The sequence below is a fragment of the Acinetobacter calcoaceticus genome (assembly GCF_900520355.1).
In the GTDB taxonomy this organism is placed as follows: domain Bacteria; phylum Pseudomonadota; class Gammaproteobacteria; order Pseudomonadales; family Moraxellaceae; genus Acinetobacter; species Acinetobacter calcoaceticus_C.
On the sequence record NZ_LS999521.1, the window covers coordinates 1016419 to 1033322 of the forward strand.

Consider the following 16904-nt stretch of genomic DNA (forward strand, 5'->3'; position numbering starts at 1 on the left):
AAAAGCAGAAATTAATCTGCTTTTTGAGAATGTTATAAAATAAATTATCGATTAATAGGGTGATCAATATTTTTTTCACCACGCCATAATTTGATAAAGTCTTGCTCGTCAAAATCGTAAAGTTCCATGAGGGCAACGACTGCACTCACAAAAATCATGGCACCCTCAGAATTTCCATGAAGATCAAATATCTTGCCGTTGAGCTTACCTAAAATATCACTCAGCTCATGATCACGGCCTCGTCCATAACGATCCCGAGGGTAAAGCTCTTCATTTAAAACAATTAGAGCAATGGCTTTTTCGGCACTTGATAAATCTGTTTTATCTAAGGCTTCTTCAAAAGATTCACTTCCATGATTGAAGTAAAAAATAACCTCATCATTAATGAAACTTTTCACCATCTTTTGAGTTAATGTCGGAAATTGAGAAACTGCATTGTCTTCAACATAAGGTTTAAAAGATTCTGGAAAGATAACGTTGTGATGAATATCTTTAAACAGTGGTGCAATTTCAGAAACTTTATAACCCGCGATGCCACAACCTAAAGCAGTGACAAAATATTTCATTTTAGGATGGTTTTTTGCATATATTTTAAAATCTTCAACATAGTGCCCAATTTGTGAAAGAGGCATTTGTTGAATATGTTCATTTAAGGTGGGAATTGCAAAGCTTTGACCAGCCCAGCCACGACCTACACCTTCAACTGCTCCGAAGTGTTGGCGGGCAACGCGTGCTGCACCGCTACCGTGCTGTCCAGCAAGGTTACTTCCAAATACAAAAACGGTATCTTCGGGAAGTTCGGTTACAATACTTTCATCATGATATTGGTAGGTCATGGTTATGCTTTTTATTTAATGGATAGGTCCATGTTGCAACTGATTATGGTATTGGTCAAGTGTTAAGATGCTTATTCTTTTGCATAGAATTTTCAACGCAATTTGGACTTTAAATTAAAAGAAAAATCCCCATTAATGAGGAAGACGTTAAATTCAATTTTTTAATAAAGAGAGATAACTTTGAACGAAAATCAACCTTTTGATTTGGTCACTCATTATCAGCCAGCAGGTGATCAGCCACAGGCAATTGAAAAGCTGGTCAGTGGTATCGAACATGGTTTTCGTAATCAGTTATTGCTAGGGGTAACAGGTTCGGGTAAGACCTATACCATGGCAAATGTGATCGCCCAAACACAGCGACCTACAATTGTGATGGCCCATAACAAAACTTTGGCTGCCCAGCTTTATGGTGAGTTTAAATCTTTCTTCCCCAATAATGCGGTTGAATATTTTGTAAGTTATTACGATTACTACCAGCCAGAAGCTTACGTTCCATCTTCGGATACGTTTATTGAAAAAGATTCAGCCATTAATGATCACATTGATCAGATGCGATTATCGGCAACACGAGCTTTATTAGAACGTCGTGATGCAATTATTGTGGCATCAGTGTCTGCAATTTATGGTTTGGGTGACCCGAATGCCTATATGCAAATGTTGCTGCATGTGGTTGAGGGCGACCGAGTAAGTCGTGATGAAATCATCCGCCGATTGGTTGAAATGCAATATACGCGTAATGAACTTGAATTTTTACGTGGTACTTATCGAATTCGTGGCGAAATTATTGATATTTTCCCAGCAGAATCCGATCAACATGCAATTCGTATTGAACTATTTGATGATGAGGTCGACTCAATCCGTTGGTTTGACCCGCTAACAGGTAAAATGGTTCGTAAAGTTTCTCGGATAACGATTTATCCGAAAAGCCATTATGTAACACCAAAAGATCATTTAACCCGTGCCATCGATACAATTAAAGATGAATTACAAGATCAGCTCAAATTCTTCCGTGAACATGACAAATTGCTCGAAGCACAGCGCATTGAACAACGGACACGCTACGATTTAGAAATGATGCAACAGTTGGGCTATACCAATGGTATCGAAAACTATTCACGTCATTTGTCTGGACGTCCATCTGGTGAAGCGCCGCCGACTTTATTTGACTATATTCCAGAAGATGCTTTACTGATTATTGACGAATCACACGTTACTGTTCCGCAAATTGGAGCGATGTATAAAGGTGACCGATCACGTAAAGAAAACTTAGTGAATTATGGGTTCCGTTTACCAAGTGCGCTTGATAACCGTCCTATGAAATTTGAAGAATGGGAGCGTATTGTACCGACGACCATTTTTGTAAGTGCAACACCTGCTAAATATGAATTAGAAAAGTCAGACCAAATCGTTGAACAGGTGGTACGTCCAACAGGTCTCATCGATCCTGAGATTGAAATTCGTCCTGTCTTAACCCAAGTAGATGATGTTCTTTCTGAAATTAATATTCGTAAAAACTTGAATGAAAGGGTATTAATTACCACTTTAACAAAGCGTATGGCAGAAGACCTGACTTCTTATTTAAAAGAATATGGCGTTAAGGTTGCTTATCTCCACTCAGATATTGATACGGTTGAACGTGTCAAAATTATTCATGAACTACGTACAGGTGTATTTGATGTTTTAGTCGGTATTAACCTATTACGTGAAGGTCTGGATATGCCTGAAGTTTCTTTGGTTGCTATTTTAGATGCAGATAAAGAGGGCTTTTTACGTTCTGAACGTTCACTTATTCAAACAATTGGTCGTGCTGCACGTAATGTGAAAGGTAAAGCAATTTTATATGCTGACCGAATTACCGATTCTATGCAAAAAGCAATAGATGAAACTGATCGCCGTAGAGCTAAACAAATTGAGTTTAATGAGCTGCATGGTATTACGCCACGTAGTGCTGTCCGTCAGGTTATCAAAGAAATTGACTCTGGTGAGGTACTTTCAGATGATGAGATTGATGAAAAAGTACTTGAACAAGCACAAGCATTGAGTGCCGACGAAAGACATATTCTTTCAGATCCAAAATTGTTTAGTAAACATATTACTAAGCTTGAAAAAGATATGTTAAAGGCCTCGAAAGATCTACAGTTCGAACAAGCAGCGCGGATACGTGATGATATCATTCGATTAAAAGCGCAGATGTTGCAATAAACGAATACATAACGCTACATAATGTGTTTAAAAAACAAGCTACTGTAGATGTTTGAGTTCTTTTGTATTCACAACTAATCGTTGAGGGCAACAATGGCATTTCGAAATAATGTTCCGCAAGCCAGTTGGCGTTTGGGTAAAATTGCGTTGGGCGGCATCGTTTTGGCTGGTTTAGCTGTTGGAACGTATGTCTATGCTCAACCAAAACCCTTGCAAACTGTTTATAAAGTTGAACTGGACCGATATTTAGGTGTCTGGTATGAAGTTGCCCGTAAGCCTGCATTTTTTCAAAAAAAATGTGCTTACAACGTATCTGCAACTTACACCTTAAATGAAAATGGCAATGTGGTTGTAGATAATCGCTGTTATGACAATAGAAAACAATTACAGCAATCTATTGGTGAAGCCTTTGTGGTAAATCCGCCATATAACACGAAATTGAAGGTGAGTTTCTTACCCGAAGCTGTGAGATGGATTCCCGTTATTCGTGGAGATTACTGGATTTTAAAAATAGATGAAGACTATCAAACTGTTTTAGTCGGAGAACCTTCTCGTAAATATCTGTGGGTATTATCAAGAACACCTCATCCTGAACAAGAAGTGGTTGATGAATATCTAAATTATGCAAAAACCTTAGGTTTTGATATTCGCGATGTTATCCGTACAGAACATCAAGAATAACAGTAGATGTCTGATTAATAAAAAACCATGTTTTTACATGGTTTTTTCTTTTTTATAGTGGATAAATCAAGTATTGTGGTGAGCTGTTTTTACTAAAGTCTAAGAGGGTGATGATGTTTAAAGGCGTGAGCTTGTCTGTCATGGCATCTATCACTTTTGGTGTACTTTATTTTTATACTCAATTATTAAGTCAGCTGGATAGTGAACAGACTTTTGGATGGCGGATTATTGCAACATTACCAGTTCTCACTTTGTTTATGTGGTGGAGTGGTGATTTAGGATATATAAAAAATATCTACCAGCGTATTTTGGCTAAGCCATCTTTATTATTGTTGTTAATCACAACCTCCGTTTTAACTTCGGTACAGCTTTGGCTTTTTTTATGGGGGCCAATGCACGGGCGTGGCTTACAAGTATCTTTAGGCTACTTTCTATTGCCACTTGTTCTTGTCTTGGCTGGAAGTGTGCTGTATGGCGAAAAAATATCAAAATTTCAATGGGTCGCAATTATTCTTGCCGTCATTGGCGTAGGCCATGAGATCTGGCGTTTAGGAAGTATCGCTTGGGAAACTGCATTGGTTGCGGTTGGCTATTCTGCCTATTTTTTATTACGTAAGACCATTAAAACAGACAATTTAGGCGGTTTTTGGTGGGACTTAGTTATTATTCTACCAATTGCAATTTATTTGACCCATACAGGTTTACTTCCTTATAGCAAATTTATAGACCAGCCAAGTCTTGCTTTGGTCATTGTTGGGCTTGGAATTTTAAGTGCTATTGGTTTAGGAAGCTATATTCTGGCAAGTCGCTTTTTACCATTAGTTGTGTTTGGACTTTTAGGATATTTAGAACCTGTATTACTTGCTCTAGCTTCTTTAGTTTTAGGGGAGAGTATTGGCCAAGAAGAATGGTTCACTTATATTCCGATCTGGTGCGCGGTATTTGTGTTGGTTTTAGAAGGTGCAGTACACCTTTATCAGCAACGTCAAAAAGCCAAAAATTTGCAGCTCAACATCGCGAAATATCAAAAAAGATTAAAAAATGATGAGTTTGATTAGAGACTCAGAATATAAAAAGTAAGAAAAAGCAAAAATTTAGCTGCTTTAAACAATAAAATAATAAAAAATAATTATAGGTATTTTATGAATTTATGATGAATTTTAGGAAAATCTAATCACTAACGTCAGCTTTTGATTCATTCTTGCCAATAATTCCATTACAATTACGGGGTTTAAAAAATCACGCCTAGATATAATTAATTAGAGGACGTATCTGTGAGCAAAGACACTATCATCGCCCTGCATGCTGAACACCAAGGCCGTTGGAAAAACCGTGAAGAAATCGCGGAACGTATGATTGCATTAATCGGACAATTATACCGTGAAAAAAATATTGTCGTATCTGTTTACGGTCGCTCTTTAATTAACCGTTCTGTTATCCAAATTTTGAAAACTCACCGCCGTACACGTGTTGTAGACGTTGAGCTTTCTGTTGTAAATACATTCCCAATTTTAGAAGCTTTAGCTAAGCTTGAAAATATTGGCTCTGCAGAAGTTGATATCGGTAAACTTGCTGTTGAATATAAAGAAAAAGGCGGTGATGTTGATGCTTTTGTTGCTCAAGCAGTTGAGTCAATCAAAGGTAGCGCAACTTCTGAACAACCTAAAGATGTCGTTCTTTATGGTTTTGGTCGTATTGGCCGTATCTTGGCTCGTTTAATCATTAGCCAATCAGGTTTAGGTCGTGGTTTAAGCCTTAAAGCAATTGTTGTGCGTAAATCCTCTGATGGCGATTTAGCAAAACGTGCTTCTTTACTTCGTCGTGACTCTATTCACGGTACTTTTGCTGGTACAATCGCTGTTGATGAAGAAAACGAAGCAATCATTGCGAATGGTAACTTCATTAAAGTGATTTATGCGTCTAGCCCAAGTGAAGTTGACTATACTGAATACGGTATTTCAAATGCACTTTTAATTGACAATACTGGTAAATGGCGTGATGCTGAAGGTCTAAGCCAACACTTAAAATGCCCAGGCGTTGCACGTGTTGTATTGACTGCACCAAGTAAAGGCGAAATGAAAAACGTTGTATTTGGCGTAAACAACACAGACATCTTGGATGAAGACAAAATCATCTCTGCTGCAAGTTGTACAACAAATGCAATTACTCCAATTCTTAAAGTATTGGATGACAAATATAAAGTTCTTAATGGTCATGTTGAAACTGTTCACTCATTTACAAATGACCAGAACTTGATCGACAACTACCATAAAGCAGATCGTCGTGGCCGTGCTGCTACTTTGAACATGGTAATTACAGAAACTGGTGCAGCTAAAGCAGTTGCTAAAGCATTACCTGCATTAAAAGGTAAGTTAACTGGTAACTCTGTACGTGTTCCTACACCAAACGTATCTCTTGCTATCTTGAACTTAACGCTTGATAAAGAAATTGATCGTGAAGAAGTGAACGAATACATTCGTCAAATTTCAATTAACTCTAGCCTTCAAGGTCAAATTGGTTATACCAACTCGACTGAAGTTGTATCGAGTGACTTTATCGGTTCTCGTACTGCTGGTGTATATGATGCTCAAGCAACGATTACTTCTGGTAACCGTTTAACTGCTTATGTTTGGTACGATAACGAAGTAGGTTATAGCTGTCAGGTATTACGTATCGCAGAACAAATGTGCGGCGTAAGCTACAAGAAAATCCCAGCAGAATTGAATGCTTAAGATCATTTAACGATCTATAAAAGATTTTCACAAAAAGACCCAGTTTAGACTGGGTTTTTTTACAACCGTACAAAATATATGCTGACTATTTTTTGTAAATAAATGAGAATATGAATTAAGGAAAAAAAGAAAATAGTAAGGGATAGGAATTGTCGCAGTTTAAACGTTTGTTGGTCGTTTTTATATTCATCATTATTGCCAATTTATGTGGTGTGCTCATTGCAATATGGGTGTTTAAGCATTTTAATATTTATATTCCATTGAAGAATCAAGCAGTTGCTATTGACTTGCAAGAACCTCTACAAGTTAAGGTTAAAGTACAAGATGCTTTAAACGTTGATGTGAAAGGGCGGGTAAATGCCAGTATTCCAATTGATGAGCAATTGAATATTCCTTTAACGCAAACTTTAACTCCGCGTGTCTATTTCGATAATATGGTTCCTATTAGTACAACAATTCCTGTTAAAGAAGTATTAAAGGTTGAGCAAAATTTACCAATTGATACGAAGGTTCAGGTTAGAGTTTTGGGGCGTGATATTACACTGCCATTAAAAGGAACAATTCCATTAAAACTAGATGTTCCAATTGATATTAATGTTCCTCTTGAGCAAAAGGTCCATTTGAAATTTGATGCACCAGTGCGGACAGTATTAAAAGAAAATTTACATATCCCTCTAAAAGCAAGATTGGATACTAATATTCCAATTGAGGGTAATTTGAGTGTCCCTGTTAAAACAGCATTAAATGCTTCGGTCGATGTAAAAAATACATTGCCTGTGAAGATTGCAAATGGTGAGTTAAAAATTCCTCTGTCCAGTATGCGATTAAATCGGGTAGTAGGTTCAGAAACATTGCAGACGACAGCTGATCAATAGGGTGGATGGTAATGTTTCGTTCACTCAAGAGTATGCTCATCAGTTTTATTTTAATGATGATACTTGCCGCGGTTATGTTTTGGGTATACCTCAATATTCAAGCAAACTTAGTTGTTTCGGCTCATAATGCCGATATTAGTTTACCTGACTCTTTAGAAACAAAGATTCAAGTTGGTAATACATTGCAAGTTCAGTCTATTGGTAAACTTGATACAACCTTAGATATAAATCGCCAACTGACTCTACCGCTAAAAGGGAGATATTTAGCAGATATAGGTTTTGCTGTAGAAACACCTGTTACAGTAAGTGTTGACTACACAACAACTCTAAAAATTGATCAGGTTATGCCGCTTGAAACAACTACAGATCTAATTTATCAAAATAAGTTTTTACCTAAATTTCCACTTAAACTTGATATTCCCATAAAGTTAGATGTGCCTTTTCAGTTAAAGCGTAGTTATACCATTCCGATTAAAATTGTTTTTGATGGTCCTGTTTATTTTGAATTTGATGAGCCAGTAAATTTATCGGTTAAACATCAGTTTAAACCAAGTTTAGAGGTGAATGACCCTATGGAAATGGGGAATATCTCTTCATTTAATGCCATTATGTATAATTCGGTTCCAAAAACAAAAGCCAATCTTGATATGCAAATGACCTTACCTTTACGCAATGTTCATCCTTAAAAATTAAATAGGCATCCTGCATTTTATTTTGGATAAAGCCCATATTTGTGAATCTAAAATGCTTTTGATGACTTAAAGATAAAAACAGATCGTTATAAATGGGATTTGTCCCATTTTCTATTCGAGAATTTTATGAAAATATGGCAGAATAGGCGGTTTTAGAGTTTTTAGAGGATTGGCAGATGCGCTTTGTTGATGAAGCAGTCATTACCGTAGAGGCTGGCGACGGTGGCAATGGCGTAGCCAGTTTTCGCCGTGAAAAATTTGTCCCATTTGGTGGCCCAGATGGTGGTGATGGCGGACGTGGTGGAAGTATCTATATTCAAGCTGATGATGATACGAGTACGCTAGTCGATTACCGTTACACACGTAAGTTCCGTGCTGAGCGCGGAAAGAATGGTGCAGGCGCTAACTGTACCGGACGTGGTGGTGAAGATGTGGTTTTAAAAGTACCCGTGGGTACAACAATTGTTGATACAGATTCAGGCGATATTATTGGCGATTTGGTTGAAGACGGCCAAAGAATTCTGGTTGCAGGTGGTGGTGACGGTGGTTTGGGGAATACCCACTTTAAATCATCAACTAACCGTGCTCCGCGTAAATGTACGACTGGTATCAAAGGTGAGTTTCGTGAAATTCGCCTTGAATTAAAAGTATTGGCAGATGTTGGTTTGTTGGGCATGCCAAATGCTGGTAAATCAACATTTATTCGTGCTGTAAGTGCTGCAAAACCAAAAGTGGCAGATTATCCATTTACAACCATGGTTCCAAACCTAGGTGTAGTAGATGCTGACCGTCATCGTTCATTTGTAATGGCCGATATTCCTGGGTTGATTGAAGGTGCTGCTGAAGGCGCTGGTTTGGGAATTCGTTTCCTTAAACATTTGGCCCGTACGCGTATCCTTTTACACATTATTGATGTGCAACCAATTGATGGTTCAGATCCGGCGCATAATGCAAAAGCAATTATGAACGAGTTAGCTAAGTTTTCACCGACTTTGGCTAAACTACCGATTGTTTTAGTACTGAACAAACTTGATCAGATTGCTGAAGAAAGTCGTGAAGAGTGGTGTCAGCATATTCTAGATGAACTAGAGTGGACTGGACCTGTCTTTAAGACATCAGGCTTATTAAGTGAAGGAACGAAAGAGGTTGTGTATTACCTCATGGATCAGCTTGAACAACAACGTGAACGCGAAGTTGAAGATCCTGAATATGCAGCAGAAGTAAGAGCTTTCCGTGAACAACTAGAAGTTGAAACACGTGAACAAACCATTGCGGCAAAAGAAGCATATCGCGCTATGCGTCGAGCACAACGTCTTGAAGGCATGTTGGGCGATGATGATGATTTTGACGATGATGAAGACGACAATGATGTAGAAGTCATCTACGTTCGTGATTAGAAAACCGAGGAAAACATGATAGAAGTGGTCGATGGGCAACGTCAGCTCAGTGAGTGTAAACGAATCGTTGTTAAAATCGGATCATCTTTACTCACAGCCAATGGGCAAGGTTTAGATTTGGATGCTATTTCGCATTGGGCGAAACAAATTGCAGATCTACACAATGCCGGACACGAAATTATTTTAGTGTCTTCTGGAGCCGTGGCTGAAGGTATGGTTCGTATGAAGTTTGCGAGTCGACCCACCGATTTACCCAGTCTACAAGCCTGTGCTGCAATTGGGCAGATGGGTTTAATTCATACTTGGTCTAGTGTGCTTGAAGAACATGGCATTCGTACTGCTCAGGTTTTACTGACACATGATGATCTGGCGGACCGCCGTCGTTATTTAAACTCATGTGATGCTTTGCAAAATTTGATTGATTGGCATGTAATTCCAGTCATTAATGAAAATGATACGGTATCTACCGATGAGATCCGCTTTGGTGATAACGATACTTTAGCTGCGATGGTTGCAGGTCAGGTTCATGCAGAATTGCTGATCATTTTAACGGATCAGCAGGGTATGTTTGACTCAGATCCACGTCATAACCCTGATGCTAAACTACTCTCTACTGTTCGTGCCATGGACGATGTTTTATTTGAAATGGCTGGCGGTGGCGGTGTACTCGGCAGAGGTGGTATGGTGACTAAGGTCCGTGCCGCACGTTTAGCTGCTAAGTCGGGTTGTCCAACGCTCATTGCGAGTGGCGAAAGTGATAATGTCTTGTCACGTGCCATGGCAGGTGAAATGCTAGGTACGTTGTTTACTACAGATAAAGACCGTATGACTGCTCATCAACAATGGCTCGCTGCTCATTTACAAACAGCAGGCCGTCTTGTAATTGATGATGGTGCTGTTGAAGCGATTAAATTGAAACATCGCAGTTTACTCCCTGTTGGAGTTAAAACTGTTGAAGGACATTTTGATCGTGGCGATGTGGTTGAATGTGTCGATAAACAAGGTAAACGTATTGCAGTGGGGCGAGTGAATTTTAGTTCGCGATCTGCTGAAATTATTAAAGGCTTAGCTTCTGATAAGGTTTATCAAGTACTTGGTGAAGCTCGTTCACTTGAAATGATTCATCGTGATCATATGGCGATTTACTAGATTATTGTAAAATTAAAAAAGCTCGCTTTATGCGAGCTTTTTTTCTGGCGCTAAACGGGGTAGAACACGATCTTCACCCACCATATACGGATGTGTGGCGAGACTCAACATATCTAGGTCTTCTGAGCTATTACCATAAGCATAAATTTGATGGTAATGCTGTAGCTTATATTGTTGATGAATACGCAACTTCTTTTGTTCGCTACTACAATCTGGGGTGGAGTAGTAACCCGTCACCATGCCGTTTTTAATTTGTGTTTCGGTACAAATTAATTCGATATCGAGTAACTTGCAAAGTGGAGCAAGGTAGACATCAATTGAGGCAGAAACCAGTACCACCTGATCACCACGTAACTGGTGGTGTTGTAACTGTGCGAAAAGTTCAGGTGAAAGTGCAGAGACTAACTCTTGTGCATATTCTTCACCTAATCTTTGCAATTCAATTGCGGAGGTATCTTTGAACATGCTGCGAAATAACTTGGCGCGCATGGCATGGGCTGGATAAAAGTTAAGATAGTAGGCTTGAATCCATGGCAGGATTTTTAAGCTTTGTTTAACAATGTGGCGCTTAGACAAAGCATAAAAGATGAACCCTGTAAAACTGTCTTTGCTACACAAGGTTCCATCAAAATCGAACAGGGCGAGACTTTTTATAGTCTTATTCGTTTCGCTCGTTGCATACATGTTTCATATCGTCCGTTTACTCGGGTTGCAAACCAGTTGGTATTATAATCACGACTTAATTTTGGTCCAGAAATAACAACTTGCGGCATAACCGCATAGATAGGTTCTTTATCTGTCTTTGCTTTATAAAGTTTAGTCAGAGCAATATAGGTTTGTGTACTTTCAAACTTTTTCTCTTTTTCTAATTTAAGATCATCACGAATTTGTCTTGGTGTAACTAAAATATTATTTTTTGCAAATACAGTAATGAGTTCTTTTTCTGATTGGCTTTGAGTCGGACGTGGATCACCATCTTTTGTGTAAAGAAGTAGATCACCATCTAAACTTACTTCTGAGTCGGTCAGATCATTGAGCATACTTTGGAAAGCAGCATTACGGCTTGAATACATACCTGAGTTATAGTCTGCAAATCGATAAATAGCTTTATCATAATTTGCTGGATAAACCATTAAACGGTGGATGCCGTAATATAAACCGCCGTATTCTGTATATAAGTCATTACGAAGCTCAGCGATATTCATGCTGGAGCGTTTGTTGGCTTTCGCGTAGTTAATGTGTACTTGCATAGAACCCAAAGTGGTAATTGGGTTCATTTTTTCACCAATATCTTGTCCGACCAGTTTGGCTGCACCTGTTAGAGCGCTGACATGATAATGCTTCGCCATGAAATCGAAAATTTCTCTATAGAGTAAGTCTAGTTCACGTTCAGTTTTAACTTTACGCATCCGACTCATATAATTATCATCTGGTGAAGGTTGTGTTTTAAGAACTTCTTCGAAGTAACCAGCAACTGTCCCACCAATTTTTTGGCCCAGTTTTGCTTCAAATTTTTCTTGTAAGCGTGTATTTACTTCTTGAACTGCTTTCGTGCCTAGTCCAGGAACTGATGGGTCAGCTACAAAATTTGATTCCTGATCGACCACAGCAATAATACTGCATGCATTTGTTTTAGTTTTAGCTATATCTAGCTCTTGCATAATATCATCAATATCTTTTGCCCAAGACTCACGGTTATGTACACGCGATGGGATTAGACGTTTAATCTGTTGGCTTTCTAGTTCAGGCTCATCACTATTTGACCACCAAGCTTTATCACCACAAGCAGCTAAACTCATGCACACGGTGACCATACCGAATGATTTTAATAAAAAACGGGAAGACAACGGTTTGTTCATGGCGAGGAAAGCACCTGCATAAAAAGATGAGCCGATCAAGCGGATTGAAGTATACTATGTTGATCATCAATTGTATGAATATATATGTATATTGGTCCCTATCAACTGTCAAATAATTTAATCGTTGCTCCTATGGCTGGGGTCACTGACCGCCCATTTAGAACGCTCTGTAAGTATTTTGGTGCAGGCCATGCAGTCAGTGAAATGATGACTGCCGATAAGACTTTGCAGATGAGCAAGAAAAGCCTCTACCGTGCAAATTTTGATGGGGAACTTGCTCCAATCTCTGCACAAATTGCCGGTTCTGATCCTGAGCAGTTAGCTGAGGCTGCACGTCATCAAGTGGCGAATGGCGCTCAAATTGTTGATATCAATATGGGATGTCCTGCCAAAAAAGTATGTAATAAACTCGCAGGTTCAGCTTTATTACAAGATGAAGACTTGGTGGCAAGAATTCTTGATACGGTGGTCGCTGCTGTTGATGTTCCTGTTACATTGAAAACCCGATTGGGATTTTTAAATGGTCAAGAAAATATTTTAAGGGTAGCGAAAAGGGCAGAAGAGGCTGGTATTGCAGCGTTAGCTTTACATGGTCGTACCCGTGAAGACATGTATTTAAATACAGCGCGCTATGACCTGATAAAACATGTCAAAGAATTAATCAATATTCCACTTATTGCGAACGGTGATATCGATAGCCCTGAAAAAGCAAAATATGTGCTCGACTATACAGGGGCTGACGCGATTATGATTGGTCGTGCCGCACAAGGCCGTCCATGGATTTTTCGTGAAATTGCTCATTATTTAAAAACTGGAGAGCACTTAGCCGCACCTAATATTGAAGAAGTGAAGCAGGTGCTACTTGGACATTTATCAGAACTTTATCAATTTTATGGTGAATATTCTGGATGCCGTATTGCCCGAAAACACATTGCTTGGTACACAAAAGGATTACGTTCAAGTAATGAGTTCCGCCAAAATATGTATAAAGTTGAAAGTACAGCTGAGCAAGCATTAGTGGTCGAAAAATATTTTAATCAGTTATTGGCTGAAGGAAATTTGATGAGTGATGTACAAGTTGAGCAAGTCAATTTATTGCAGACCCATTAAATTAAAAAGCCAGTATGATGACTGGCTTTTTAAGATTTATTCATCTTCTAACATTTCTACGACTAACTGATTAACTAAATCGGCAGCATTTAATTCTCGTATTTGTGAGACATTGCTACCTGCCCAAAAAGCACCAAAGCCATAGTCTTTATGTTTACTTGCAATCGTATTTAATTGCTTGGCTAAATCATAGGTATATGGATATGCAGGTTGAGGCGGTCGATTCGGTAAATCAATTTGTGTGTGCCAATGGTTGAGCAGACCACGGGCTGGACGACCAGAAAGACTCGCACTGATTTGTGTTACTGGTTCATTAAATAAAGCTTTACGATATTCAGTAGATGCATTGGATGATGGGCATTGAACGAAAGCGGTTCCCAGTTGAACAGCTGTAGCACCTAAACTTAACATATGTCTTGCTTGTGCACCGTTCATAATACCACCAGCAGCTACTACAGGTGGTGCGCAATGTTTCACAATAAGGTGTACTAAATCGCTCGTTTTAATCGCTGCATCAAAAGTCTTATTAAAGATTCCTCTATGTCCACCAGCTTCAATACCTTGGGCAATAATAATATCAATGCCAGCTGCTTCAATAGTTTGTGCTTCAACCAAATTGGTAGCAGAAACCATTGTTAGAATTCCGGCATCTTTTAATGCCTGAATTTGATGTGGATGGGGAATACCAAAATGAAAACTGACAGCTTTAGGTTTGGTTTCTAATACAACCTTTAAAAAGTCATCATTATCAAGAAAACTTGGATAAATGCAGTCCAAATTTTGAGGAGGTTGCTCACCAAACTTCTCAAATTGTGGGCGTAAATATTCAATCCATTGTGCTGAAATTTGAGGATTAAGTTGCTCAGGTTGATGGCAGAAAAAATTAACCTGAAAAGAACTTTCTGTAAGTGTTTGGGTTTTTAAAATCTGCTCACGGGCACTTTGAGCCGTATTTGCTCCTAGGCCTAGTGCCCCTAGTCCACCTTGATTAGAAACTTCCGCGGCAAGTTCGGGAGTAGACACACCTGCCATGGGGGCAAGAAAAATTGGATGTTTAATTTCAAGTTGTTGTAACAGGGTCATTTTATTCACCTCATTTCTTTATGTTCACCATAACGTGGAATCTGAATCAAGAGCAAATAATATTGGCTATTTAGTTTTTAAATATTTGGGGAAGTCCTCTTTAAAAAATATGTTTTATAAAGGAGTAACATTAAACAATGAGCCAATCCAACTTGAAAAAGCCATTGCCAGAATCCCCCACAATGTAATACGTAAACTGCCTTTAAGTTTAGATGTGCCTGCAAAATAACTTGCAAGTGCACCTAAGATAGCTAAAGCAACAATTCCTGTAACGAGAACACTTTGCATAATTAAATGTTCAGGAGTGAATAAGATGGCGAGCATTGGAAAAAAAGCGCCAAAAGTAAATGATGCAGCGGATGAAAGAGCGGCTTGAATTGGATTTGCAGCTGTATTTTCATGAATACCAATTTCATCACGGGCATGCGCACCTAAAGCATCATGTGTTGTGAGCTGTATCGCAACCTCTTTTGCTAATTCACTAGAAAGCCCTCTAGCGATATAAATTTGAGTTAACTCATCTAATTCTTTCTGAGGATATTTTTTTAATTCTTTTTCTTCAATTGCTAAATCTGATTTTTCAATATCTTCTTGAGATTTAACGGAAATATATTCTCCAGCAGCCATTGAGGTTGCACCAGAAATTAAACCAGCAATACATGTAATTAACAGAGTATGAGAAGCAGCTCCACTTGCAGCCATTCCCATAATTAAGCTAGTCACAGAAATAATTCCATCATTGGCCCCTAATACGGAAGCCCTTAACCAGCCTGAACGGTGAATAGCATGATGTTCTACATGATGTGGAAAAGCCATAATTTTTCCTTATAAATTCTTTATATATGCTATGAAATTTTACAATTTATTGATTAAAAAATATGTCATTATTATAGGGAATTTAGGGATAAGACAGAATAGATCAATAACAAAAGAGGGAGACTAAATAATTCATTTTAAATACCCTTAACCTAACTTAACGATGTAAATTATTCTTTCTAATTATAATATTATTGGTGATTTCAAGAATTTGCCTTCCCTAATAATTCTAATTTACTGTAGAGGTGAAAATGAAAAATAGCAAAACAATAAATTCTATAACGCATTCAATATTAATTATGGGAGCAGTGATTTCTAGTGTAGGCGTACTAAGCATTAGCTCGGCTTTTGCACAAGATCAACTAAATGCTGAATATAAGCCTGGCAATATCATTTATGATAAATGGGATAGATTTTATAAGATCGAACAATCTCAACCAGCAGAAGCTGAGAAAATATTAATCGAGCTAAGCAAGCTGACACCAACAGATATTAAAGTCTGGAAAAGCCTAACTTATTTACAAATTCGGCTTGAAAAGAGAGAAGAGGCTTTACAAAGCTTAAAACAAGCAAGAAATTTGGCTCCTCAAGATGATACCTTAAAACTACAAGAAGCTTATTTGCTTAATCAGCAAAAAAAGAATCGCGAAGCATTAGTTTTATTTAAAGAGTTAACGTCATCTTCAGATCCTGCAATTGCTGATAAAGCCAATCAGGCAGTTAAAAATTTAAGTGGTGGAGAGGTCAAAACTTATTTCCGTGATGTTTATTTTGCACCTTCATATGAGTCACGTTACGACGATGTAATTTTTCCACTCAAAGCCCGTTATGGTAAGAACTTTGATAATGGCCGAGCACAAGTATATGGCTTTTTAAACCTAAACCGTGACACTCAATCTCAAGGCGGTGTACGACCAGAAATTATTGATGAAAACGCGGTAACTTTAGGGATAGGGGCTAATTATCAACCTTGGACTTCAATCCCTGTGCGTGCATATCTAGAAGTTGGTGGAAGTTACGATCTGATTGATCGAAATAGAGATAAATTTCGTGAAAGTGTTGTCGGTGGGGTCACTGGTTATCAAGAGTGGTATTCTCAAAATAATTGTAATCATTCACTTTGCTTTAATGATTACTTCACTGATTTATATGGCAATGCAGCGACTTATTCTAGAGAAGATTATAACGTTATTGGGGATTTGCGCTTACGTACAGGCTTAAATGTCTATAAAGGTGAGAATGGAACTGTGCAGGCTTATGTGAAATTGCATGGCTTAGCCGATAGTAAAGATGAATATTACAATAATTTATTTGAATATGGCCCTGGTATTTCGTGGCAGCCTTTTAATTATCAACCTATAAAATTACGTGTTGAACGACTCTACGGCAATTACTTTAAAGATGTACCAATAGATACAAAAGATCATTACAACAATACGCGAGTAGAACTCGTATTTTATAAGGATTTCTAA

The 16904-nt window shown here is 38.2% G+C and carries 15 protein-coding genes; 10 read left to right on the plus strand and 5 right to left on the minus strand.

The genetic code is table 11. The features are described 5' to 3' along the window. Window positions 1-44 precede the first annotated feature (44 nt). Window positions 45-836 (minus strand): hypothetical protein, encoded by a 792-nt coding sequence (locus tag AC2117_RS04825; protein WP_133972275.1) that lies wholly within the window; start codon window positions 834-836, stop codon window positions 45-47. A gap of 180 nt (window positions 837-1016) precedes the next feature. On the opposite strand from AC2117_RS04825, the gene uvrB reads away from it, so the two are divergent. The 8 genes from uvrB (at window position 1017) to proB (ending at window position 10564) form a co-directional block, all read left to right on the plus strand. Continuing rightward, window positions 1017-3038: an excinuclease ABC subunit UvrB gene (gene uvrB / locus AC2117_RS04830; protein ID WP_133972277.1), complete on the plus strand. Its 2022-nt coding sequence runs from the start codon at window positions 1017-1019 to the stop codon at window positions 3036-3038. 93 nt (window positions 3039-3131) lie between these two features. Beyond that, a complete protein-coding gene (locus tag AC2117_RS04835) occupies window positions 3132-3719 on the plus strand; it encodes a lipocalin family protein (RefSeq protein WP_042898094.1) in 588 nt (195 codons plus the stop codon). Window positions 3720-3829: 110 nt separating this feature from the next. Next, window positions 3830-4777, plus strand: coding sequence for an EamA family transporter RarD (rarD, locus tag AC2117_RS04840; RefSeq protein ID WP_127492705.1), 948 nt, complete (start codon window positions 3830-3832; stop codon window positions 4775-4777). A 216-nt stretch (window positions 4778-4993) separates the two neighbouring features. Next, complete coding sequence (locus AC2117_RS04845) at window positions 4994-6451, plus strand: glyceraldehyde-3-phosphate dehydrogenase (RefSeq protein ID WP_003650341.1); 1458 nt, start codon at window positions 4994-4996, stop codon at window positions 6449-6451. Between the two features lie 149 nt (window positions 6452-6600). Continuing rightward, window positions 6601-7326, plus strand: coding sequence for an MFS transporter (locus AC2117_RS04850; RefSeq protein WP_197730989.1), 726 nt, complete (start codon window positions 6601-6603; stop codon window positions 7324-7326). A gap of 11 nt (window positions 7327-7337) precedes the next feature. Beyond that, on the plus strand, window positions 7338-8012 hold the full coding sequence (locus AC2117_RS04855) for a hypothetical protein (RefSeq protein ID WP_197730990.1): 675 nt from the start codon (window positions 7338-7340) through the stop codon (window positions 8010-8012). Between the two features lie 182 nt (window positions 8013-8194). Continuing rightward, the gene (cgtA, locus tag AC2117_RS04860; protein WP_133972279.1) at window positions 8195-9415 is read left to right on the plus strand and encodes an Obg family GTPase CgtA; all 1221 of its coding nucleotides are present in this window, start codon (window positions 8195-8197) and stop codon (window positions 9413-9415) included. A gap of 15 nt (window positions 9416-9430) precedes the next feature. Further along, the gene (proB, locus tag AC2117_RS04865; RefSeq protein ID WP_133972281.1) at window positions 9431-10564 is read left to right on the plus strand and encodes a glutamate 5-kinase; all 1134 of its coding nucleotides are present in this window, start codon (window positions 9431-9433) and stop codon (window positions 10562-10564) included. Window positions 10565-10591: 27 nt separating this feature from the next. Here the strand turns inward: proB and AC2117_RS04870 are convergent, their stop codons facing one another. Both AC2117_RS04870 and AC2117_RS04875 read right to left on the minus strand, forming a co-directional pair. Next, window positions 10592-11248, minus strand: coding sequence for an HAD-IB family hydrolase (locus AC2117_RS04870; protein WP_133972283.1), 657 nt, complete (start codon window positions 11246-11248; stop codon window positions 10592-10594). Continuing rightward, window positions 11215-12423, minus strand: a complete 1209-nt coding sequence (locus tag AC2117_RS04875) for a DUF1615 domain-containing protein (protein WP_197730991.1) — start codon at window positions 12421-12423, stop codon at window positions 11215-11217. The genes AC2117_RS04870 and AC2117_RS04875 overlap by 34 nt, the downstream gene beginning before the upstream one ends. A gap of 84 nt (window positions 12424-12507) precedes the next feature. Between AC2117_RS04875 and dusB the strand changes: the two genes are divergently transcribed. Further along, window positions 12508-13533: a tRNA dihydrouridine synthase DusB gene (dusB, locus tag AC2117_RS04880; protein ID WP_133972285.1), complete on the plus strand. Its 1026-nt coding sequence runs from the start codon at window positions 12508-12510 to the stop codon at window positions 13531-13533. A 36-nt stretch (window positions 13534-13569) separates the two neighbouring features. Here dusB and AC2117_RS04885 read toward each other — a convergent pair whose 3' ends face one another. Together AC2117_RS04885 and AC2117_RS04890 are read right to left on the minus strand one after the other, a co-directional pair. Further along, window positions 13570-14616, minus strand: coding sequence for an NAD(P)H-dependent flavin oxidoreductase (locus AC2117_RS04885; protein ID WP_133972287.1), 1047 nt, complete (start codon window positions 14614-14616; stop codon window positions 13570-13572). 114 nt (window positions 14617-14730) lie between these two features. Then, entirely contained in the window at window positions 14731-15432 is a 702-nt protein-coding gene (locus AC2117_RS04890; RefSeq protein ID WP_133972289.1) for a VIT family protein, read from the minus strand. Between the two features lie 251 nt (window positions 15433-15683). On the opposite strand from AC2117_RS04890, the gene AC2117_RS04895 reads away from it, so the two are divergent. After that, the gene (locus tag AC2117_RS04895; RefSeq protein WP_227549228.1) at window positions 15684-16904 is read left to right on the plus strand and encodes a tetratricopeptide repeat protein; all 1221 of its coding nucleotides are present in this window, start codon (window positions 15684-15686) and stop codon (window positions 16902-16904) included.